The organism is Bacillus sp. 105MF, assembly GCF_000374885.1.
Taxonomy (GTDB): domain Bacteria; phylum Bacillota; class Bacilli; order Bacillales; family Bacillaceae_G; genus Bacillus_A; species Bacillus_A pseudomycoides.
The window spans coordinates 438419-461747 of sequence record NZ_KB895565.1 but is presented as its reverse complement, the minus strand read 5'-3'; the positions used below and the strand labels follow the sequence as shown (position 1 = coordinate 461747).

The following is a 23329-nucleotide window of genomic DNA, read 5'->3' as shown; positions in this document are numbered from 1 at the left end:
GGGAGTACAATTGCGGTTAGAATATCGACTCAATGATGAAGCGAAACAATACCCTGCCCTATGGAGCTACGCGAACATTCCTGTTTCCGAAACCGTCGCAAGGATGACTTGTGAGTATTTCATTAAAGAAGGAGATACATATGTCGTAACAGCGACCGCGATGGATCCTGATGGAACAGCAGTATTATATGTCCAAAAAGAAGCGTTCTTCGATGATCCTTCAGAGCCTACATATTCCCATATAGGTTTTGAGATTAGAGAACTACAAGAGGCAAATTCAATTTTAATAGAAAGTAAAGATGTATGGAACCATGACGAGATTTTAACGTATCTCCATTCAGATATTTTGTACGTTCAAAAAGACGGAATATTTATGGAACTCGCCTTAGATTCCAGAGAGATTGATGAAGACCGAAAGTGCTATGTTTATTATGGAAATTTTACAGGTGGGCACAGATAAAGTGAAACTTTAATCAGTGGGGGGTTTCTTCATCCCCCACTGATTAAAGTTTCATTTGATTTCTAATATTTTTATGCTCTCCACACAATGAAATTCTAATCATTTCCATAGTCCCGATAAAAGGTTCCTAAAACAAAAAAACCTTACGTATAAAACGTAAGGTTTTTTATATAGCCCCACACATGCCGTTCTCTCTAGATGTCCATAAACCTGCTCTCACAGGTGGATGTTCTCATAAATGCTTTCAGCTTCCTTCTTAAAAAGATGGCATGCTGTTTACATTTAGATATTGAACTTCCGTATTATACTTATTGGTTTAAGACATACATAAGCTACGTACACCGTAGGAATTTTATATAATGTTAGTTAAAATAAGACCCCCGCACGTGCCGTCCCTTGTAAATGTCCAAAAACCCGCTACTCGCAGGTGGATGCCCTCACAGCTACCGTACATCTTCCTCCACATGGAAGGCTTGATGATGGTCGCTAAATATTGAGCTTCCGTATAACTAACATCGGTTTTAGACATAAATAAGTTACGTACACCGCAGGATGTTTTATTTACTTGTCGTTATCTTATCACATTGCATGCAATGTGTAAAATGTAATGTTTTGAAGCAAATTCTTGCTTGTGACCTTATTTTAATACAAAATATTTTTGCATGCAAGAGGTTACTGTCCTTCTTTTACAATTTGGTTTTCTGGATAAGAAATCCAATCACTCCAGCTTCCAGCATATAACTTCACGTTACGAAAACCAGCTGTTTGTAACGCTAATACATTCGGGCATGCTGTTACACCAGATCCGCAATAGACGATTGTTTCCTTCTCTTTACTAAGATAGCGGAAACGATCTTCTTGTTCCTCTTTATCTTTGAACTGACCTTCCGATGTGATTCCATCTTTCCAAAAATAATTTTCTGCTGTTGGAATGTGACCAGCTTTAGGATCAACAGATTCTTCAGCGCCAGCATAACGTTTTGGCTCTCTCGAATCAATTAACGTAACATCTGCATTTGTACGAATTTTTTCTTTCACATCTTTCATCGTTACAAGCATGTTGTCTTGCACATTTGGTATGAATTTTTTCCGTTCAATGGTTGGAACTTCAGCTGTTGTAGATAAATTTTGGTCTTTCCAAGCAGGAAACCCACCATTTAACACATATGCTTTTTGATGTCCTACATATGTTAATAGCCACCATAGACGCGAAGCCATTGCACCAGCTTGACTATCATATGCAACCACTGTCGTATTTTCATCAATACCAGCCTGAGAAAGCTTTTCGGCAAAATTCTCAAGACTTGGGAGTGGATGACGACCACCATGCTCCGTAACAGTGCTTGATAAATCAAGATTTAAGTCAAAATATAATGCATGGGGAATATGTTCTTTTTCATACTGCTTTCGTCCCCAATTTGAATCAGCTAAGTCAAAACGACAATCGACTACACGGACATGTTCATCTTCTATGTGATCACGTAACCATTCGACTGTAACAATCATGCTTAACGACCTTCTTTCTCTTGCAGACGACCTACATACTCCATAACCATATCTTCTGTTACAATTTTACGTTGCGGTGCAACACCTCGTTTAGCAAGAGCATTGATTTGCTTCGTTACCATATTAATTGCATCTACTGAGAAATGTTTTCCATTTGACGCAAGTGCTACTGCTGCTTCAATTGCCGCTTCACGCTGTGCTTCTAACTGTAAAAATGTTGTCACAATTTCATTTTGTTTACGAGAATGTGCTGTAATTGCTTTATGTACTTCCATCTTCTCTTCCCCCTAAATAATTTATACTTTCTCGCCAATTCTTCATAAGAAAATGACTAGAGTTCTATTGTAAGCCGAATCATATCTCGGCATACAATCCCATTTTCAATAATCTCTTCTTCATAATGCTTCGAAAAGTAATCAAAATCAATAGAAAAAATACGAAAACCACATTTTTGATAGAAAGCAAGCTGTGAAATACTAGAATTCCCTGTCCCTACCTCAAGGTTATGCATGTGTTTTTCTTTGGCAGTTGCAATTGCATGCTGTAATAACTGTTTTCCAAGTCCTTGCCCTTGTATTTCTTCTGAAACAGCGATATTCATAATTTCCATTGTTTGCGGTCTTGTTTCAAGTAATACATATACGCCTATAACATTTTCTTCATATTTTGCAATATATAAAAGACCTCTCTTCAAATATGAATTAATTTGCCTCTCACTGGGATCAGCAAGCAACAATAATGACATCGGCGCCTTATCTTGCGAAATACGTTCCATGACAATTTTCATGAAATTCCCCCTTTCTCTCTTGTTCTAAACCCTCCTTGTCTACCATAAGTAATACAAAGGAGGGATTCACCATGGACAACAATGAGAAAAAATGCAACGTCATCTCGATTGATGGAAAGAAAAAGAAAAACGGAACATATTCCCACCCAAAATTAGTTGTAGATGGAAAAACATATGAGTTTTCTTCATTCGTCTTATGCGGTGAAACACCAGATGGCAGACGGTTAGTTCTGACTCATATGATTTCTACAGATGAATTTGCAGGATTCGTAAAATCTCTGGATGCTGTATTACAAAAGAAAATTGAACGAATCTTTTTTTCATAGAGCTTATAAAATATGAATTTCTTTTTCGATTGCTGCTAACTGTTTCTGTAATTGTTCCTTACTTTGTTCATATAGCGACACATCAATTGTCTCTGCTAAAGCGAATAATACACTTGCATAATATTGCTTAACATCTTCCTGCATCACTTTTTTGAATAAGTCCCATTTCAATTCCCATTCTTGTTTATAATGCTGGATAAATATCTCTTCTTCATCAGCTACATATTGGGATACGACAGGCTCAAGTGATTCCTTCGTATCTTCCTGCATTGTTGCTTTATCATTTTTTTCAAAGAAACTTTTCTCATTTTTGAAATGAGATAATGCCTTTTTAAAATGCTTTATTTCTATAGAAGGAAACGGCTCTTTATGCGTAATAACTTGGTATTCATAATCTGCTGTCCCATTCATAGAAATAGATTCGTTTTCCAACTTACATTTCACTGCAATTTCATCTTTTGCACGTTGCATCGCTTCATCCATCCATTTTTCAAGACGTAGTGACGTTGCTCGCATTTCCTGTAATAAATCATGTTGGATAAAGGCTACAAGTTCCATGAGACATTCTTGCAACTTAATTTTCACATTTCCATCTGTTCGAAGGGATGCTGGGTTAATAAATTCAGTAAACACATCGTTATAACGTAAAAATAGACGTTGCTGCACATAATATAACAGTTCTTTCACTTCATTTTGCATCGCTTGCTCTTCTGCAAGTACACTATACGATGAAATAATATGAAGTAGCTGCTCACGTTCTGCTTCATATTTTTTTATTTGTTTTTCTTTCTCATCGTTCCCTTGCTTTGCTCCTTGTATCATATTTACAAGAAGCTGCTCAGCACTTTGCAATGCGCTATATAAAGAATGGACAGATACGAGCATTAAATCACGCATCATAAAGGATGTAAATGATTCTTCAAACTTTGTAATCCCCGAATTTTTCAAGATACCATACTTTTCTTTTGCAATACTCTTTCCTTGTTTCTCCTCAAGTGCACATAAGCTAGAAATTGCAAATAGACGTGGATTTCGGATACCGTATTGCAGGAGCTGGTCTGCTATATAGCCTTTTACCATTTCAAGTTCATCCTCAGACTGAGCTAAATCCGCTGCATTAATTAAAAAGAACATTTTATCAAGCGCAAATGTATCTTTGACACGGCCAAGTTGAATTAAAAATTCACGATCCGCCCTTGAAAAGACATGATTGTAGTATGTTACAAATAAAATCGCATCAGCGTTTTTAATATATTGGAATGCAACGTCTGTATGTCGAGCATTAATAGAATCTGCTCCTGGTGTATCAACAAGTGCAACACCTTGTCTCGTTAAAGCACAATCATAGTATAATTCCATATATTCAACAAAACATGATTTCTCTTCATTCGCTACATAATCAGAGAATTCTTCTAACGTAACTTGCACTTGTTCTCCCAAATGATTAGAAACTGCTTGATATCCCTTCTGCACTGCACGTAAAAAACTAAATGTTGTTTTCTGCTTTCCACTTGGTGACGGGTATTGTAGGATTGTATCTATTTGTAATAACGCTTCTTCAAATGTCTTTATTTCATAATGAAACAATTTATAAACTGCTTTCATATCTTCTAATAGCGCCTGCTTCGATTTAAACTGAACAATTACTGTGCCGTGAGGTTTGTCTTCTGTAATCGGTAAAATCTGATTAATCGTCGCCGTTGTTGGATTTGGTGATACCGGGAGTACATTCGCACCCAGTAATGCATTTGCAAATGATGATTTCCCTGCACTAAAAGCTCCAAATAACGCTACTGTAAATTGCTTTGTTTCAACACGTTTTCTTTTCCCAACAACTTCTTGATGCAAATGTTTAAGTGTAGGAAGAGTTTCTAATATTGTTTCCGCATCTTTTACTTGTTCTAATATACGATGAATATTTAATGTTGCTGTTGTTTTTATATTTTCTTCCTTATACGAAATACTATCACTTTGTACCTCTTGTTCTTGTAATGTAAACTTCTCATTTACAACCTGTTTCTTCCCTTGTAATACTTTTTCTACTTGCAATTCATTTGGCACCGGTACATGATCGCTCCAAATACCTTGTAAGTAATTCTCGTATTTATCATACGCCTCAATATATTGTAATTTTGTTTCTTTTGCTGTCTGTAACATAGTATATTGCTCAATTTCTTGTTCAATATGAGCAATCTCTTTCTCCATCTTTTTCCGTAAAACGCCCGTGCTTTGCTCAAAAATTTGCTGTGCTTTCATAAAGTAGCGTTTCTTCAGCTCATTCGCAACATCCGCTGTATAAAGAAGCAAGTAATCTCCTGTAAACCCTGCACCTTGTTTAATGGTTTCTGCTAATAATTCTGGACCAAAAGAAATTCGCAGTGCATATATGTCTTTTCCGACTTCTTCTGTAAACATCCCTTCATCTTTTAAGAAAGCCACAATAAACTCTTTCACATGAAAATCAATCTGTGTTTCAACGGTCTTCCCTAGTGCTGAATAAAATGCATCTAAACGCCGCTGTTTTTCTTGCTCTGTTTTTCCTTTTGCAAATAGCAAACCAACTTTAAACTTCGTTAGCTTCGTTTCTAAATATTGATTTGCTAGCTCTCTCATTTCAAATGGCATTAAGTAAGCATTGTCTAATATTGCTTGCAATCCTTTTATAAATTCATTTTTCACGTCCGATTCTTTACTAGCCACACGTCGTTTATTTTCAATAAGCTCTTCTTTCTTTTCCATTACGTCTGTAAGCGATAGAGGTGATGCTAATTCTTTTTGGTAGGGCATTAATTGTTTTTCATTTTCTGCAAGAATAAATGAAAAATGTTCTTGTAATAAATATGCCGTTTCTCTTTCCATACCATTGCCCACATACTGCTCACGCTCTTTCATAATCGAAGAAAGTAATTTCTCTAATCTTTGTATTTCATTATACGGATGGTTCATCATTCGTAAAGAAGTATAAAAAATACCATCTACTTCAATATCCCAGTTAGAAAACGATTGACTCACACTTTGCCTATAATCTTCAAATGATAGCTCATTTTCTTTATGCTTATCGATTTGATTGATAACAAGATAAACTGTTTTATTACGCTGCTTTAATTCTTTCACAAACTGCAAATTCACTTCTGACTGAACATGGTTATAATCCATCATGTAAAAAATAACATCCGCAAGATGGAGTGTTGATTCTGTTGCTAATTGATGCGCATCATCTGTTGAATCAATTCCAGGTGTATCAACGAGCATAACGCCATCAGGAATTGGCGCATCATTTCGATAAATATGAACGCCAATTATTTCATCACCATTTTTACAAAGCTGTTTCAATTCTTCCGCCGAGTATGCACCATCATATTCATAATGCTCTCCAGATTTCACTGTCACAACAACACGGTCCTGTCCCTTTTCAATTTTAACAACGTTCGCGCTTGTCGGAATCGGACTTGTTGGTAATAACTGCGCTTTATATAAGTGATTCATCATTGTCGATTTTCCAGCAGAAAAGTGACCGCAAAAAGCAATCATAAGCTGTTCTTGCTTATATTTTTGAATCACTTCAAACAACTTCAAACTATTTTCCGTATCACCATGCTTCTGCCATTCTTCATAAAAACAAACAAGCTTTTTCATACTGTTTGTCTGTACTATGTTTGTCATCCCCTTGTTCCCCTTTATTCCAAGATGTATATACCCTACTATCATACTAAATTTTCAGGATATTCTCATTAAAAATAAAAAATCCCTTTCATTCTTTTGACAGATGAAAGGGATTCTATGTAAGTTTGTTCATTTTGTTGCTCCGACTCCATTTAACACATATTTTGTAACGACAGCATACACAGCCACCGTTCCTGCAACTAATGCATATACCATATTTAGCACACCAACCTTTTTTGATAATGATTATCACTTTTGAGTATATTTTATCATTAAAGAGAATCATTATCAATATTAATTTCTGAAAAAGAAGCTCCTTGAAAATAAGGAGCTTCTTTACTACCTGTTTTAAAGGAGTGAAAAACTTGCTGTGCATCCTTATTATATCTCATAACAAACATCTTAACAGTTTCAAAAATTGGAAATCCCCTCTATCTCCTTTTGATAACATTTTGTATAATAAAAGGGCTTTATTCAAAGGAGGAAAATAATGGAACAAAGCGTTTCGTACAGTGAGAGGATTCATTCTATCGATATTATTAGAGGGATTGCTGTATTTGGTATTTTTCTTGTTAACTGGCCTGTTATTGCTGGTGTTGACACTAGTGAAATCACAGGAGGTTATGAAGGAATAGACCGTTATATTCGCCTATTTTATGACATGTTTATTCAAACAAAATTTTATACTATTTTTTCATTTTTGTTTGGACTAGGATTTTACATTTTCATGCAGCGTGCTGAGACAAAAACAGATCATCCAAAAACATTATTTGTTCGTCGTCTCCTCATCTTATTATTATTCGGCTTCATACATTATGTCCTTTTATGGGATGGGGATATTTTACATAGCTATGCAATTGCAGGATTTTTCTTATTTTTATTTTATAAAAGAAAGCCTCGTACTGTTTTAATATGGGCTTTAGTTCTATTAGGACTTTTCCAGTTTTTCATGCTACTAATGAGTTTACTCCTTATGTTTATGCCAATAGAAGAATTAAGAACTTCCCACCCCATTATGCCTTTAGAAAATTGGGGAGTACAAGTGCAAGATCGCTTTACAGACTTTTATTCTGAAGTAATCCAGACAAACCTTTTTATACTTCCAGAAATAGTTGGATTATTCTTGCTCGGCTTATATGCCGGCAAAAACGACATTTTCCGCCGAACGAAGGAACTAGATCCAAAACTAAAAAAGTGGCAAATCATTATGTTCGTTTTAACATTACCTATTTGGTTCTTCATGATTCGCTACTTTGTGGCAAAACAACCATATGAACCAATCTACATGAGAGGTCTTACAATGTTTAGCGGGAAAACATTATTTATCTTTTACATTTTCACACTTATGCGCTTATTACAGAAGGAGCGTTGGCAGAAGCTATTACGTCCATTCCAATATGTAGGACGAATGGCACTAACAAATTACATTTCAAGCACAATCATTACATTGCTTGTGTTTGGTCTGTTTTTCAAAAATTATTTACCAGTACCATTATGGATCGGCCCAATATTTTGCATCGGCTTTTATACATTACAAATCTGTATTAGTCGCTGGTGGCTCTCTCATTATCAGTACGGTCCACTTGAATATATTTGGCGCCTTGGCACATATGGAAAAATGATGCCTCTAAAAAAGAAAAGCAAGGTCTCTTAATGAGAACCTTGCTTTTTGTTTATGCTTCTGTTACAGCACTTTGCATTGGAATTTGCTCTTCTTTTGTTTTCGCTTTGCGCTGCGGAATCATATTAAACACAATATTTAAGAGTACAGCTGACGCACTTCCAAGTACAATTCCGTTATCTGTTAAAATACGAATACTTTCTGGAAGCTGAGAGAATAACGTTGGAACGACTGTTACACCAAGGCCAATTCCAACAGAGCATGCTACGATTAATAAATTTTCTTGTTTTGCAAAGTCTACACTACTTAACATTTTAATACCGTATGCCATAACCATCCCAAACATTGCTAGCATGGCACCACCAAGTACTGGCTTTGGAATAATCGTTGTGATAGCTGCAATTTTTGGAATAAAACCAAGAACGATTAACATACCACCGCACGTATAAATAATGACGCGATTTCGTACACCTGTTAATTGAACAAGACCTACGTTTTGCGAATAAGTCGTATATGGAAATGCATTAAAAATACCACCTAAGATCATCGCTAATCCTTCGGCACGATAACCCTTTGTTAGCTCTTTTTCACCAATCTTTTTGTTACATATATCGGATAAAGCGAAATACACGCCAGTTGCTTCCACAATCCCAACACAAGCAACGAGAATCATCGTAATAACCGGCGTTAACTCAAATGTTGGTGTGCCAAAGTAAAACGGTTGAATACCGTGAAACCACTCAGCTTCTCCAACAGCCTGCAAGCTCACCTTTCCCATAAATGCTGCAATAATCGTACCAAATAAAAGACCAAGTAATATAGAAATAGAACGGATAAAACCATCAAAGAAGCGGTACATAATTATAATAAATAGTAAAACACCAAATGCTAACGCTAAGTTTTCTAGACTTCCAAAATCCTTACTTCCAACTCCTCCAGCCATGTCATTAATAGCCGCTGGAACTAATGTAACTCCAATAACTGTAACAACAGAACCCGTTACTACAGGCGGGAACAGTTTCACAAGCTTTCCAAATAATTTTGCAAAAATAACAACGAACAATCCTGCTGCAATAATTGCTCCATATATGGAAGAAACACCGTACTGTTTACCGATGGCGATCATCGGTCCAACTGCTGTAAACGTACAACCAAGTACAACAGGAAGACCAATTCCAAAAAATCGATTCGATAAAGCTTGTAAAATTGTTGCGACACCACACATTAATAAATCGATGGATACTAAGTATGTTAATTCTCGTTGATTTAAGCCAAGTCCTCCGCCAACAATAAGTGGAACAATTATTGCTCCTGCATACATCGCAAGCATATGTTGCACGCCAAGGGATGCGATTTTAAATGGGTGTTGCTTCATGACTATTTCACCTCCGCAGTCTCATGCTGAACAAATGTAACAGTACCGTTATCAAGTGATGCAATTTCTGCAAGTGATTCTACACGAACACCGTTTTCACGTAGTTTCTTTCCTCCGTCTTGAAATGCTTTTTCAATAACAATTCCAATCCCAGCAATACTTGCACCGGCTTGCTCTACTAAACTCATTAAGCCTAAAGCAGCCTGACCGTTTGCTAAAAAGTCATCAATGATTAATACACGATCATTTTCATGGATATGATTTCTAGATAATGAAATCTCATTCGTTTCTTGTTTTGTAAATGAGTATACTTTTGCAACATACATATTATCTTGTAACGTTAACGATTTCCGCTTTCTTGCAAAAACCACTTTTACACCAAGCTCTAAACCTGCCATAACCGCTGGTGCAATACCCGAAGATTCAATCGTCACGATTTTTGTAATATTATCTTCCTTAAAACGCTGTGCAAACTCTTTTCCTATTTTTTGCATAAGTACTGGATCAATTTGATGATTTAAAAAGGCATCTACCTTCAACACATCACCAGATAAAACCTTTCCTTCGTTTAAAATCTTTTCTTGTAATACTTTCATGTTTGCTCCCCCTCTTATGCAAATAAAAAACTCCAAAAGCAGCCACCACTCGTTACAAGTGAGAGACGTGCTTTTGGAGCTTCGCAAAAAAGAATGCTAAACCAGCAATATATTCGTCCTCACCCATAGTCAAAGTATTTACGGTACTTCGGTAGAAACTTGCAGGCCATATCCCCGCGATTATATGAGTGTAGCTAACCTATTTATTTTATAGAAGGATTATAACGCACTTTTTTTACTTTGAAAAGCGTTTCCAGAAAAAAACACGTACAAATTTTACAAAAACATCTTTTTCGTTCGAGTTTTGAAACCTCTTACATTTCGTATTCTTCTACTAGAGACTCGTTAAAATAACTGGTCCATCCTTTGTAATTGCTATCGTGTGCTCGTATTGCGCTGCTAATTTTCCATCCATCGTCCGGGCAGTCCATCCATTTAAATCTACTTTTGAATATCGCATACCTACATTTACAATCGGTTCGATCGTTATTACCATTCCTTCTTGTAATTCTGATCCTTGACCTGGCTTTCCAAAATGAAAAATTGCTGGTTCTTCATGGATTTCTTTACCAATTCCATGCCCTGTAAAATCCCTTGCGACAGAAAACCCTTCCAAAGCTACATAACTTTCAATCGCATATCCAATATCACCTACACGATTTCCGATTATCGCTTGCTCAATTCCTTTATATAAAGCATTTTCCGTTACTAGTAATAACTTTTCTGCTTCATTAGAAATATCCCCTATTTTATGAGTCCATGCAGAATCAGCAAGAGCACCATTTAAGTTCACTACCATGTCAATCGTAACAATATCACCTCCCTTTAATGGGTGAGTAGTCGGAAAACCATGACACATTTCATCATTCACAGATGCACATATTGCATATGGATAATCGTTATATCCTTTTTGTTCAGGTGTCGCACCATTCTTTTCTAAATACGTTTCAACAAATGTATTAATTTCCAATGTCGTGATGCCTGGTTTTATTATTTTCGCAATTTCTTGATGACACGAAGCTAGTAAATTCCCAGATTCGCGCATCAAATTTATTTCTTTTTTCGTTTTTATTGTACTCATGAAATCTCCCCTCGATAAAAGCTTTCCAAATTCAATCATACACATCCTCCTCAACAATTTCAAAAGAGCATTCATTTCACATTTTTTTCACAAATTAACATTCCAAAACTTGTAAGAATCCGCGACTTTATAAGTTCTCATCATAGACATAGTTTTTATTGTATCAATGAACACTTTTTGAAAGCACATTCGGACGTGATGAAATTATCTAAATTTTTTGTATTATAAAAATGTAAGATTTCATTTATCCAAGGAGGGGTATCATGGGGGAACATAATTTACATCAGACAGAAACTGAAAACACTCAAAAAAGTTCGTTAAAAGGAACTTTAATCTCTGTTTTTTTTATTGGTTTTTTCATTATTTTCACGTGGTTTAGCGTCTATCAAATTTTTGTTAATCGGCTATAAGATATAGTTCTGAAAAGGGAGATGGAGATATGCACTTACATAAATACGAAAAAATTTGGCTCATTTTCGGTGTCGGCTCACTGTTCGTATTTTTGGCTGTTTTAGGGATTAGTGCTTTTTATATGGGTAACAAACCGCCAAGTTGTTTAACTACAATTGACCCAGAAAAGGTTCAAGCGACCGCACCATTTGATCAACCCGGCGTTAAACAAGTTGGAAAAAATCATTATCAAGTGACGATTGTCTCACAAGCTTTTTCTTTCACACCAAATACAATTAAAGTACCAAAAGGGGCAAAAGTAGATTTTGTCGTTGCGACAAAAGATGTTGTACATGGTTTTGAAATCGCAGGGACAAATGTCAACATGATGATTGAACCTGGATATGTAAGTACCACTTCACAAGTTTTCCAAAAATCTGGAGAGTATTTAATTGTCTGTAATGAATATTGTGGTACTGGCCATCATATGATGAGCGCGAAAGTAGAGGTGACCGACAAATGATTGCACTGCAGGATAAAATAAGCAAACGAGATGCAAAATTAGCAATGGCCCATATTCACATCGCATTTATCGCCTTGTTTTTAGGTGGGTTATGCGGATTACTACAAGTTCTTGTCCGTTCAGGAAAATTCAATTTACCTGCTGGTATTGGCTATTATCAAGTGTTAACAACACACGGTGTTTTACTCGGGCTCGTCTTAACAACGTTCTTTATTATCGGTTTCTTATTTGCTTGTATGAGTAAAACAACTGGTGTCCTCTCAAAAGGTGCCCGACAAACAGGCTGGATTGGTTTTTGGCTTATGACAATTGGAACAACAATTACTGCAATTTTTATCCTACTCAATAAAGCTACTGTACTCTATACGTTCTATGCTCCATTAAAAGCACATCCTGGATTTTACATTGGCCTTACCCTTGTTATTGTTGGAAGTTGGTTCAGCGGATTTGCAATGTTTGCTCAGTATCGTACATGGAAAAAACATAACAAAGGAAAAATAGGTCCTCTGTTAAGCTTTATGGCTGTTGTGACAATGGCACTATGGCTTGTTGCAACACTTGGTGTAGCGGCAGCAGCACTTATTCAATTTATTCCATGGAGCCTAGGTTTTATTGATAAAATTGACGTCCTGGTCAGCCGAACACTATTTTGGTACTTCGGTCATCCGCTCGTTTATTTTTGGCTCCTTCCTGCCTATATGGCTTGGTATGTCATTATACCGAAAATTATTGGCGGTAAAATTTTCAGTGACTCACTAGCTCGTTTGTCATTCATCTTATTTTTACTATTTTCTATGCCTGTAGGATTCCACCACCAATTAACAGAACCAGGTATTGATCCTGGGTGGAAATACTTACAAGTTGTCTTAACATTTATGGTTGTCATTCCATCTTTAATGACCGCCTTCTCTTTATTTGCAACCTTTGAACAGTTTGGGCGTTCAAAAGGAGCTACTGGACTATTCGGATGGCTTCGAATGCTCCCATGGGGAGATGCTAGATTTTTCGCTCCATTCGTCGGTATGTTAATGTTTATTCCAGCTGGTGCTGGTGGACTTGTCAATGCAAGTAACCAACTAAACCAGGTCGTTCATAATACTGTATGGATAACTGGGCATTTCCACTTAACATTAGCAACATCTGTTGTATTAACATTTTTCGGAATCGCCTATTGGTTAATTCCACATCTAACAGGACGTGTCATGACAAAGGAAATGAACCGGCTTGCCATGATTCAAACTTGCGTGTGGGCTATCGGTATGTTCTTTATGTCCGCTGGTATGCACTTTGCCGGGTTACTCGGGGCACCTCGGCGTTCTGCTTTTTCTACATATGGAAATTCGCAGCAAGCACTTGAATGGATTCCATATCAAATTGCGCAAGCAGTCGGAGGAGCCATTTTATTTGTAGGAATTGTAATTGCTATCATTATTTACTTAGATCTTGTCTTCTTTGCCCCAAAAGGACAAACAGAGTTTCCAATCGGTGAAGTAGCTGATGCATCTGAACGTACACCGATGGTTTTTGATAATTGGAAGCTTTGGATTGGTATTACAGCTCTACTCATTCTATTCGCTTATACTATTCCGTTTATCGATATGATTCAAAATGCTCCGCCCGGTTCAAAAGGGTTTAAATTATGGTAAGTGAAAAGCAGAGGGGATATCCCCTCTGCTTTATTTCGAGAATAGCTATTTAATCAGGTACCTGCAGGCTTAATAAGTATATTCCTTTTCTTAATATTCTTCCTTGATTTGTTCGCTATCATCATAGACTTCCCCATTTACAAGCCCTCTAATAAAACTCTCAAAGTCTTTTGCTAACCATGTAATTTTATAATCATATTCTTGATCGATATGTACAACATAAGGCTCTCCTTTCGGGCCGCACTCCCTATAATCAAGAAATATCATATCGTGTCCAGCCGAGGGACAATCACAAATAGCTACTCCTATTTCAGGATATCCCCATTCTTCAATCCAAAATTCACTACCAAATTCTCCACCTAATGAAGAACTTTTTTTATATCCAATACCATAAATACCAGTTATAGCAACATGATCCTCTGCCCAACTTGTAGGAATATCTGTAGGAAAACAATCGTTTATTGGAATTCCCCCATTATGCTTCTTCATTAACCAAATATAAGATTCAGGTAGCTTATACCCTAATTCATTTTCTAGTTTAGAAATCATTTCATCTGTAGGATATTCAGAAATATATTCATCTCTTGCATATTCGCTGTCATCCCAAAAGTTATTAAAATCAAAATCATCAAAACAACACACTTTCATATCCCTCCATAAATTTCAAAAAAATGTATTTTTATATACGATAGAATCCATAAAAAACATAAATCACTACTAAGCAAATCGTTTCAAAACTATTTTATCTTGATGGACATAAAGTCACATACATCATTTTTAAAAATTCAAAGCGACTTCCATTTGTCTCTTGAATAAAAGCTCCAACTGCTTCAAAACCTGCTTTCTTATAAACATTAATTGCCCTTTGATTAAATGTTGCCACTGATAACGTTATATACTTAGATTGATATTTTTTTTCACAAAAAACCAGACCTGCCTTTATAAATACCAAACCTAATCCATTTCCAGTCAGGTTTGGTTTCATTCCAAGTCCAATATCCACTGTATGTATATCTACTTTATTAAAACTAAAAAATCCAACAAGCCTATTATTCTCACTAACAGCAAAAGTCGTTTCTCCGCGTATTTTAGGATCTAAAAACTCCACTAAATCTTCTTGATCGGCTTCCATATCATAAAAAGAATACTTATCCTCATAGTGCCATTTAAACGCAATTTCTTCTGCTTGCTCTTGTGTCATCACTTCAAAAGTATAATTCACTTCTCTTCCTCCTTAAGCAACGCACATATACAGTAAAATGTTAATTCATAAAAAGGAGCTGCATTAAAGCAGCTCCTTTTCTTTTTATAACTCATAAATCTCTTTATATTTCGCTTCTAAATAATCCGCTAAATAATTTGCATTTAACCCTTCACCTGTTATATCCTCTAATATTTGTAATGGTTTTTTCGTTTTACCATATTGGTGAATATTTCTTGTTAACCATTCACGAATTGGTGTCACATTTCCTTCTTCTAGCAATGCATCGAAGTTTGGAATTTCCTCTAACATCTTATGTTTAAATTGCGCTGCATACATATAACCAAGTGCGTAAGATGGAAAATATCCAAAAGATCCATCTGACCAATGTACATCTTGTAGCACACCCTGTGCATCCGTTTCTGGACGGATACCTAAATAACTCTCCATCTTGTCATTCCATGCTGCCGGCAAGTCTTTTACTTCTAATGTTCCATCAAATAATTCTTTCTCCAGTTCATAACGAACCATAACGTGAAGCGGATATGTAAGTTCATCTGCCTCAATACGTATAAAGGAAGGCTTTGATTCATTAATCGCATCATAGAATTCATTTACAGATACGTTTTCAAATTGCCCATCACTAAATTGTTTCAATATATCATAATTTTTCTTCCAGAACGATTTATTACGTCCAATAAAGTTTTCAAAGAATAGCGATTGCGATTCATGAATTCCCATCGATGTACCACTGCAAAGCGGTGTTCCTTCTAATTCTTCTGAAATATTTTGTTCATATACAGCATGTCCACATTCATGAATTGTTCCGAAAACTGCCATGCGGAAGTCCTTCTCATCATAACGAGTTGTAATGCGAACATCCCCTCTATTTAATGTAATTTCAAAAGGATGTATCGTTTCATCAAGACGGCCAGCCTCGAAATTATAATTTAATTGCGTTAGTAACTCTAAAGTAAAATTCTTTTGTTGTTCTTTTGAAAAATGTTCAAATAAGACATTTGTTTTTAATTCTTTATTTGATTCACCAATATCTTTTACAAGTGGAACAATACGCTCACGTAGTTGTCCAAATACATGATCTAACACTTCTACTGTCATACCTGGCTCATACATATCTAAAAGCGTATTATACTTATAAGTTTCATAACCCCAATATGTAATAAATTTTTTCTTATATTCAACAATTTTTTCTAAGTATGGTCGGAACATTTCAAAATCAGATTTTTCACGTGCTTCTCCCCAAACACTTTCCGATTTTGCTTGCAATTTAACAAACTCTTCATACTCGGCCTGTGGAATTTTTTTATTTCGATCATACGCTTTGCGGCACTCTTCTACAATTTTCTTTGTTGTTTCGGAAATTTCATTATCTACTATTAGCTGTTCTAATTCTTTTAAATATCTTTCCATCTCATCAGAAGTTGATAATGAAAATACCTCTGATGAAAGCATTCCTATTACCTCAGAGCGTTGATCCACACCTTGTTTCGGTGCTCCTGTACGTAAATCCCAAAATATTAGGCTTAATGCTTCCCCATAATTATTTATCTTTTTCACGTGTGCTAAAAACTCTTTTTCTACTTCATATGTAGCGATTGTCATATTTTATTGCCTCCTTTTTCTACCTCACCTATATTTCGACATAAAGATATAAAGTCCTTTTCCATATAGAAAGAAAAAGCTTAGCAAACGCTAAGCTTTTTCCATTGGTGAGGGGTGCAGAAAACCACTACTGATTACAGTTTCACTTTATAGTACCGTACCTTCTACTGGAAGTACTTTCTTTACAGCCTCAATAACCTTTTCATTTTCATTCTCTGATAAGAATAACGAAATAGCACCTTTATCTTCGCTCGTACGAATTAAACGTCCAATTCCTTGACGAAGACGTAAAATCATATATGGTACATCTACATCCCAAAACGGATCATTAACATGCTTACGTTTCGCTTCAAACACAGGATCGTTTGGAGGGAATGGTAGCGACCAAATAATGACATGTGATAGTGAAGAACCCGGAATATCTAAACCTTCCCATAAATGAACAGCGCAAAGCACAGTCTCTTGTTCATTTTGGAAGCGGGAAACAAGCTGACTAATCTCTTGATCTCCTTCATATAAGAACGGAACAGACATTTGTTCTTTATTCACATATTCTTTGAACGCCGCAAGTTCTTGTGTTGTGCGGAATAATACAAGCGTACGCCCATTTGTTTTTTGAATGTTCTCAAGCGTATACTGACATTTTCGTTCCCATTCATTTTCCTGGTTATACGATGGTAAGTATACTTTCATTTGCTCTTCATAATCAAATGGAGAAGCTACTGAGAATGATAAATAATCTTTTACCCCTAAACTATTTGCTGTAAATGCGAATGAATCATTTTCAGATAATGTAGCAGAAGAGAAGATATACGGAATCTTTTTCGAGAATACTTTCTCCTGTAGCACTTCTTCTACCGCACGTGGCATAATAACTAACGTAAAGGCACCATCACCTTCTTCTCCCCATGTAATTACATTTTTCTCATGCATAAAGAGACGAAGTGAATGTTCCAGTACATCTAAATGCTCATCAACGATATTTAAATCATAAGTGTTTACTGTATACATTTCACTTTCAAATACAAGAGCATCACCAACTTCAGCAATTTTTGCATAAAGTCGTTTCGCTTCTGTAATCACTTTTTCTGTTACTGTAATTTCTAAACGATCTGATCCAGCAATTTCTTTTTTACTTTCTCTTAATACATCAAAGAAACGCTCTGTTTGCCAAATTGTCTCTTCTACTAAATGAGCAAACTCTTCTCGAATATCATTTTGTAATAATCTTGTTAAGAGTTGCTCCATCATCGTTTGCTTTAATCGATACGTCAGTGCTTTTTGCGCTGCGTATTCCACAAGGTGTCCTTCATCAAAAACAACGCAACTGCTTTCTGGTAAAAGCGACATTTGCCCTTCGCGTTTACGAGCATCATATGTCCAAATATGATCCATATAGAAATCTTGAGAGCAAATAATTAAATCTGCTGCTTTACGGTAATGTTCACGAGAGAGCGTTTGACCACAGCGGTGACGAGAATCACATGTGAAGCAGTCTTGGAAATAATCCCAAGATACCTTTGACCATTCTTCGTCATTTAATAATGGAAACTCTTTTCGATCACCGTAATGCGTAAAGTTTTGCATTGTTCCATGATCAAATACAAACTGAGGTAATTCATAATATAGATCTTCAATTACTTCTGGAGCTCGTCCACTCATTACATCTTCAAGTTTACGTAAACATAAATAATTATCCATTGATTTCGCTAGACGTACATCAACAGATAACCCTAATGCTTCTGATAATTTCGCAATGTCCCCTTCTTCTTTCACAAGCTGCTCGATTAGCGTTTCGTCTGCACAAGCAATAATAGCTGGCTTTCCTGTATAACGTGCATAACAAATTGCATATAAAAGATACACAATCGTTTTTCCCGTTCCTACACCCGCCTCTGCGAACATAACTTTCTTCTCTTGAAACGCTCGTTCTAATTGGAATGCCATAAAAATTTGTTCATCGCGTTCTTCAAAACCTTTTTCTGGGAGGATATCGTAAAACACATCTCCAATCCACTCATTCAACTTATCATAAAAATTATCTTGTTTCCCTACTTCAAATGGTAATCTCTTCTCAGTAAACATCCTTAGCCTCCAACCAAAAAGTTTTTCTATAAAAAGATATAGCAACTGCTATATCTAAATAGCAGTTGCTTTCCCCTGTTGCAATACATAGAAATGAGCGAAAAAAATTTTCCTTTATATAAAGGAAAATTTTTCACTCTATTAATGACTTTAAGTAACGCTTATCAATCAATGTCTCATATGATAATGCAGATAAATATTCTTCCTGTGCTTTCTGTATTTCATCTGCAACTACACCCTGAAGATTAATTTCTTTTCCAAGCTCATCATACGTACGATGAATGGCCTTTTGAATCATCGACAATTGGAAACCATCCATATTTATTCCTCCTTTTGCACATTACATAATAGCCAGTATATGCGCGTCAAAGAGGTTTTATACTATGAATTACGAGGTGGGCGTTTACCAAAGTACTGGTAATAGTCTGTACGAATAAAACCGTTAAATAGTTTACGCTTTTTCGATGCATCTTTTCCATAACATTTTTCAAACGCTTCATAGCTCGTTAATAAATACAGTGACCACGTATCTAATGGGCGGAATACTTCTCCCATTTCTTTATATAATTTTTCAACAAGCGCTTTTTCACTTAAACGTTCTCCGTATGGAGGATTCGTTACAACATAGCCATATTCCTCTTTTGTTGTAAAATCTTTTACTTGCATTTGTTTAAATGAAATTAAGTCACCCAGTCCAACTTCATCAGCATTGTCCTGTGCAACTCTTATCATACGGTGGTCGATATCTGATCCAATAATTTGCAATGGTTGATCATAATTCGCTAAATCCTCTACTTCTTGACGAGCCTCACGCCAATTTTCTTTACCAATCCAACCCCATGCATCTGATGCAAACTCACGGTTAAAACCAGGAGCAATATTTTGACCAATTAAAGCTGCCTCAATCGGAATTGTTCCAGATCCACAAAACGGATCAACAAACGGACGATCTGGCTTCCAATTTGTAAGTTTAATTAAAGATGCCGCTAATGTTTCTTTCAAAGGCGCTTCCCCTTGGTCAAGGCGGTATCCACGTTTATGAAGACCAACGCCACTCGCGTCAATTGTCAATGTTGCAATATCTTTTAGCATCGCAATCTCGATACGGAATAAAGGACCATCTTCTTCAAACCAAGTTGTACGTCTATATGTTGTCTTTAGTTTCTCAACAACAGCCTTTTTCACAATACGTTGACAATCTGAAACACTAAATAATGTTGATTTTAAAGACTTCCCAATTACAGGAAACTCTCCGTTTTCTGGAATGTAATCTCCCCAGTTCAATGCTTTTGTTTTTTCAAACAATTCATCGAATGTTGTTGCTTTAAATTCACCAACTTTAATTTTCACACGATCTGCAGTGCGTAACCATAAATTAGTGCGACAAATCGCTTTTGCATCCGCTTCAAACGTTACTTTTCCGTTTTCTACTTGGCATTCATAACCAAGATCGCGAACTTCTCTTGCAACTAAAGCTTCAATTCCCATTGCTGCTGTTGCAATTAAAGTAACTTTTCCCATTTGCATTCACCTCTTATGTATAATCAAACAATAATTAATAGCTTTTCCTTCTATTAATTATTAAATATTACGAAGTATTTTCTTATTTACCATTTTAACTCACAAGTTATAACTTCATACAAATAAAAAGCCCTCCTCTTACAAAGGAGAGCTGAGTCATTCCATAATTGGTTCATAACGTTCTGTAAGCCATGTTCTGTTCCTTTGTACTGCAAACGGCCCACGCCTCGTACTCCGGTGGCAATCATCTATCTACAGGTTACTCGAACCTGTCCTTTTCCATCGTTCATTTCCTTGGAAAAGATTCCCCTACCATTATTTGGGTTTCTCGCTCGTGGGGTTTACCTCGTTCCACTCCTATCATTTCTTCAAGGACTTCGTCACTGTGGCACTTTAAAGGTAGTCAAACCATATCCAAAAGGACTTAGGTTTTTTCCCTGCCGTTAATCCAGCCTTACAGCCAGAATACCCTAGCTTATGAATTGGCTAGGCACGAACACTACAACCATCTCAGGTCGTGCGAGCATGGACTTTCCTCTACAACGTTGGCGTTGCAGCGATTACCCAAACGTTATGACAAACATTAGTATAGTGGAAACAAAAAGATTTTGCAATGCTTTTTTATATGTAAAATGCTTTAATCTTTTTCTATCCCTAGATTACTCGTATAACTTACTTCCAAATACAGCTTTTTCCAGATTAGATAAACGCTTTAAAATATCCGTGTTCGTATTGTTGTATACAGGTTGTGCAACCGGTGTTGGAGCTGGTTGTTGCGGTACTTGCACTGCCGCTACTTTTTGCTCTTCTAATTCACGTTTTAAACGAACATTTTGTTGCTGTAATTGCTCAAGTTCCTTATGAAATGCCTCATAATCCTTAATAATCATATCAAGAAACTTATCTACTTCTTCTTGCTGGTAACCTCTCATACCTGTTTTAAATTCTTTTTCCAAAATATCTTTCGCTGTCAATTTAATTTTATCCGAAATCATTTTCTTCACCTCAAATTTTTACCAAAACTTTCATTAACTAAATTTTTTCAGAAACAATGTCTTTTGTCAATCCTATATACATGAGCTATATTACATATTACTCGGCATTATCCCACTGTTCCTCTTCTATTATATCTTGTAAATCAGAAAAAAGAATGAAATAACTGTGATAATTTTCTATTTCGCCTTTTTTCTTTGCTGCTTCTACTATGTATTTAGGACTTCCTGGTTTTTCTTCATCATACACTGCCAAAAGTGCATTACTTTTTTCAATAAAAAATTGATTTTTTAATCGAAATTGCTCAGGACTTTCATATTTTCTTTTCGTAATACTATCAACATGATCTGCTTGCCCTAGAATAAACTCATATAGTTCTCGATTTCCCTCTTTCCAATTTTCCTCTTGTTCTAAAAAAGGAGTAAACACAGCAAGCTTTAAATTAGGATATTCTAGCTGCAAGTCAAAAACAACTTCAGCAGCCCATAACTCTACTCCTAACTGCCCACTAATAATAACCCATTCCAACCCTTCTTCTATAAAAGCAAGTAACTTACGATGCAATGCTTTTTTTATACAAATAACGCCTGGATGATCATCCTTAAATATCCCAAGTTCAAATGGTTTATATCCTGTTACCGCAACAACTTTCATATCAACACTCCAATAAAAAGAAAAGAACTAGCATTTTGCTAGTTCTAACATAACATTTACTTTTTAAACATTCCACCTACATTTGGTCCTGGTCCGTATGGAGATACTTGTGGTCCTACATTTGGTCCTGGTCCGTATGGCGATACATGATGCCCATGGCCACACGGTCCACCGAATCCTCCAACTCCAGGTCCACCGAATCCTCCAACTCCAGGTCCGCCGAATCCTCCAACTCCAGGTCCGCCGAATCCTCCAACTCCAGGTCCGCCGAATCCTCCAACTCCAGGTCCGCCGAATCCTGGAGCAACAGGTTCTACAACATTCACATTTGAAACTGTTTGCGGGAAGAAATGTTGACTTTTAACTTGTTGATGATGAACATGTGTTGTATGAGTTGGGTGAATATGTGGTACCACCGTTGTGGAAAAAGTGTTCGTTACACATTGCTTTGTTGGATGAACGACAGGAGGTGTTGTGCAAATAGGTCCTACAGGTTTATGCCCTCCAAAACAAGGATGACAATGATACATAGTTTTTTTCTCTCCTCTCTCATTAAAAAATCTGACTACACTTTACAATATGAGAAAGGGGTAAAAGCCGCTTGTTATATATACCCATTTATTTAATGGAAATTTGTCTATATAATAGCCATTTAAATATGATAACTTGGACACGCAACTATCATCCTTTAGCAAAAAAGCCGCCAACTTGTTTTACAATCCCAGTGACTTGATTCATAGCATTCATCATTTGGCCTGCTGTATTCATCATTTTATTCACATCATAGTTACCATCTGACGTCTTAAATTGAGATACGAAACTAGAAAATTGACTTGGCTGCTGTTGTTGCTTTTGTTTATTCATCGTTGGATATGGTTGAAAAGGCTGTTTCGGTGGGTAAAACATTGATGGCTGATTCATAAAGGATTGTGGTTGCTGTGGTACATAAGATTGCTGATTCATATAGGACTGTGGTTGCTGATTCATAAAGGATACTTCAAATGGCTGATAATAATTCGCTTGATTTCCATAATAAGGTGCAAATGGGTGCATATTATAGCGTAAATATGGATCTTCATTATATTGATAAAAATCCGGTTGTGTATACGAATTGATGTGTTGGTATACATTAGATTGCTGAAACATGCATTCTCCCCCTCTAACTAAGTTTCTACATATAGAATATGTACCTATAAAATAAAATGTGTAACCTTATAAATGTCTATTTTTGTCGGAAGTTTAAATTTTTAAAAAAATAAGAAAGTAAGCCTTTTCATG

Annotated in this window: 22 protein-coding genes, 3 other RNA genes and 1 riboswitch; of the genes, 5 read left to right on the top strand and 20 right to left on the bottom strand. The window is 36.1% G+C overall.

Features of this window, described 5'->3' with window-relative positions; translation table 11 throughout:
• Nucleotides 1-10: 10 nt before the first annotated feature.
• The gene (locus C564_RS0102525) at nucleotides 11-460 is read left to right on the top strand and encodes a hypothetical protein (RefSeq protein ID WP_018764313.1); all 450 of its coding nucleotides are present in this window, start codon (nucleotides 11-13) and stop codon (nucleotides 458-460) included.
• A 169-nt stretch (nucleotides 461-629) separates the two neighbouring features.
• Here the strand turns inward: C564_RS0102525 and ssrS (C564_RS34290) are convergent.
• The 5 genes from ssrS (C564_RS34290) to C564_RS0102510 form a co-directional block, all read right to left on the bottom strand.
• Nucleotides 630-813: non-coding RNA, 6S RNA (ssrS, locus tag C564_RS34290), on the bottom strand.
• 21 nt (nucleotides 814-834) lie between these two features.
• Nucleotides 835-1017: non-coding RNA, 6S RNA (ssrS, locus tag C564_RS34285), on the bottom strand.
• Nucleotides 1018-1132: 115 nt separating this feature from the next.
• A complete protein-coding gene (locus C564_RS0102520) occupies nucleotides 1133-1966 on the bottom strand; it encodes a sulfurtransferase (protein WP_018764312.1) in 834 nt (277 codons plus the stop codon).
• A 2-nt stretch (nucleotides 1967-1968) separates the two neighbouring features.
• Nucleotides 1969-2241, bottom strand: a complete 273-nt coding sequence (locus tag C564_RS0102515) for a DUF2533 family protein (RefSeq protein WP_003196439.1) — start codon at nucleotides 2239-2241, stop codon at nucleotides 1969-1971.
• 56 nt (nucleotides 2242-2297) lie between these two features.
• Nucleotides 2298-2753: a GNAT family N-acetyltransferase gene (locus C564_RS0102510; RefSeq protein ID WP_018764311.1), complete on the bottom strand. Its 456-nt coding sequence runs from the start codon at nucleotides 2751-2753 to the stop codon at nucleotides 2298-2300.
• A gap of 71 nt (nucleotides 2754-2824) precedes the next feature.
• On the opposite strand from C564_RS0102510, the gene C564_RS0102505 reads away from it, so the two are divergent.
• A complete protein-coding gene (locus C564_RS0102505; protein WP_000369734.1) occupies nucleotides 2825-3079 on the top strand; it encodes a DUF3931 domain-containing protein in 255 nt (84 codons plus the stop codon).
• A gap of 3 nt (nucleotides 3080-3082) precedes the next feature.
• Here C564_RS0102505 and C564_RS0102500 read toward each other — a convergent pair whose 3' ends face one another.
• The gene (locus C564_RS0102500; protein ID WP_018764310.1) at nucleotides 3083-6742 is read right to left on the bottom strand and encodes a dynamin family protein; all 3660 of its coding nucleotides are present in this window, start codon (nucleotides 6740-6742) and stop codon (nucleotides 3083-3085) included.
• 490 nt (nucleotides 6743-7232) lie between these two features.
• Between C564_RS0102500 and C564_RS0102485 the strand changes: the two genes are divergently transcribed.
• Nucleotides 7233-8396 carry a DUF418 domain-containing protein gene (locus C564_RS0102485; protein WP_018764307.1) on the top strand — a complete coding sequence of 388 codons (1164 nt, stop codon included), beginning with the start codon at nucleotides 7233-7235 and terminating at the stop codon, nucleotides 8394-8396.
• Between the two features lie 19 nt (nucleotides 8397-8415).
• Here the strand turns inward: C564_RS0102485 and pbuX are convergent, their stop codons facing one another.
• From pbuX to C564_RS0102470, 3 genes are all read right to left on the bottom strand, one after another.
• Nucleotides 8416-9738, bottom strand: a complete 1323-nt coding sequence (gene pbuX, locus C564_RS0102480) for a xanthine permease PbuX (protein WP_003196428.1) — start codon at nucleotides 9736-9738, stop codon at nucleotides 8416-8418.
• Nucleotides 9739-9740: 2 nt separating this feature from the next.
• On the bottom strand, nucleotides 9741-10334 hold the full coding sequence (locus C564_RS0102475; RefSeq protein WP_016114144.1) for a xanthine phosphoribosyltransferase: 594 nt from the start codon (nucleotides 10332-10334) through the stop codon (nucleotides 9741-9743).
• A gap of 106 nt (nucleotides 10335-10440) precedes the next feature.
• Nucleotides 10441-10542, bottom strand: a riboswitch (purine riboswitch).
• A gap of 126 nt (nucleotides 10543-10668) precedes the next feature.
• Entirely contained in the window at nucleotides 10669-11415 is a 747-nt protein-coding gene (locus tag C564_RS0102470) for a type I methionyl aminopeptidase (RefSeq protein WP_026008441.1), read from the bottom strand.
• 439 nt (nucleotides 11416-11854) lie between these two features.
• Here C564_RS0102470 and C564_RS0102460 point away from each other — a divergent pair, with 439 nt between their 5' ends.
• Nucleotides 11855-12328, top strand: coding sequence for a cytochrome c oxidase subunit II (locus C564_RS0102460; RefSeq protein ID WP_018764305.1), 474 nt, complete (start codon nucleotides 11855-11857; stop codon nucleotides 12326-12328).
• Entirely contained in the window at nucleotides 12325-13974 is a 1650-nt protein-coding gene (locus C564_RS0102455) for a b(o/a)3-type cytochrome-c oxidase subunit 1 (RefSeq protein ID WP_018764304.1), read from the top strand. The genes C564_RS0102460 and C564_RS0102455 overlap by 4 nt, the downstream gene beginning before the upstream one ends.
• Nucleotides 13975-14064: 90 nt before the next feature.
• On the opposite strand, the gene C564_RS0102450 is transcribed toward C564_RS0102455, so the two are convergent.
• The 11 genes from C564_RS0102450 to C564_RS0102405 all read right to left on the bottom strand — a co-directional run bounded on the left by C564_RS0102450 (nucleotide 14065) and on the right by C564_RS0102405 (nucleotide 23197).
• A complete protein-coding gene (locus C564_RS0102450) occupies nucleotides 14065-14622 on the bottom strand; it encodes an SMI1/KNR4 family protein (RefSeq protein ID WP_026008440.1) in 558 nt (185 codons plus the stop codon).
• 94 nt (nucleotides 14623-14716) lie between these two features.
• Complete coding sequence (locus C564_RS0102445; RefSeq protein WP_018764302.1) at nucleotides 14717-15196, bottom strand: GNAT family N-acetyltransferase; 480 nt, start codon at nucleotides 15194-15196, stop codon at nucleotides 14717-14719.
• 84 nt (nucleotides 15197-15280) lie between these two features.
• Complete coding sequence (locus C564_RS0102440) at nucleotides 15281-16798, bottom strand: carboxypeptidase M32 (RefSeq protein ID WP_018764301.1); 1518 nt, start codon at nucleotides 16796-16798, stop codon at nucleotides 15281-15283.
• 147 nt (nucleotides 16799-16945) lie between these two features.
• Entirely contained in the window at nucleotides 16946-18883 is a 1938-nt protein-coding gene (locus C564_RS0102435) for an ATP-dependent DNA helicase (protein WP_018764300.1), read from the bottom strand.
• Nucleotides 18884-19016: 133 nt separating this feature from the next.
• Nucleotides 19017-19202 (bottom strand): DUF3921 domain-containing protein, encoded by a 186-nt coding sequence (locus C564_RS0102430; RefSeq protein WP_003196411.1) that lies wholly within the window; start codon nucleotides 19200-19202, stop codon nucleotides 19017-19019.
• Nucleotides 19203-19264: 62 nt separating this feature from the next.
• On the bottom strand, nucleotides 19265-20404 hold the full coding sequence (locus C564_RS0102425; protein ID WP_018764299.1) for a THUMP domain-containing class I SAM-dependent RNA methyltransferase: 1140 nt from the start codon (nucleotides 20402-20404) through the stop codon (nucleotides 19265-19267).
• Between the two features lie 180 nt (nucleotides 20405-20584).
• An RNA gene (gene rnpB / locus C564_RS34280) (RNase P RNA component class B) lies at nucleotides 20585-20976 on the bottom strand.
• 87 nt (nucleotides 20977-21063) lie between these two features.
• Nucleotides 21064-21399, bottom strand: coding sequence for a cell division regulator GpsB (gene gpsB / locus C564_RS0102420; protein WP_016114126.1), 336 nt, complete (start codon nucleotides 21397-21399; stop codon nucleotides 21064-21066).
• Nucleotides 21400-21496: 97 nt separating this feature from the next.
• Complete coding sequence (locus C564_RS0102415; RefSeq protein ID WP_003196406.1) at nucleotides 21497-22051, bottom strand: DUF1273 domain-containing protein; 555 nt, start codon at nucleotides 22049-22051, stop codon at nucleotides 21497-21499.
• A 56-nt stretch (nucleotides 22052-22107) separates the two neighbouring features.
• Complete coding sequence (locus C564_RS0102410; RefSeq protein WP_018764298.1) at nucleotides 22108-22581, bottom strand: CotD family spore coat protein; 474 nt, start codon at nucleotides 22579-22581, stop codon at nucleotides 22108-22110.
• A 151-nt stretch (nucleotides 22582-22732) separates the two neighbouring features.
• Nucleotides 22733-23197 carry a YppG family protein gene (locus C564_RS0102405; RefSeq protein ID WP_018764297.1) on the bottom strand — a complete coding sequence of 155 codons (465 nt, stop codon included), beginning with the start codon at nucleotides 23195-23197 and terminating at the stop codon, nucleotides 22733-22735.
• Between the last annotated feature and the right edge of the window lie 132 nt (nucleotides 23198-23329).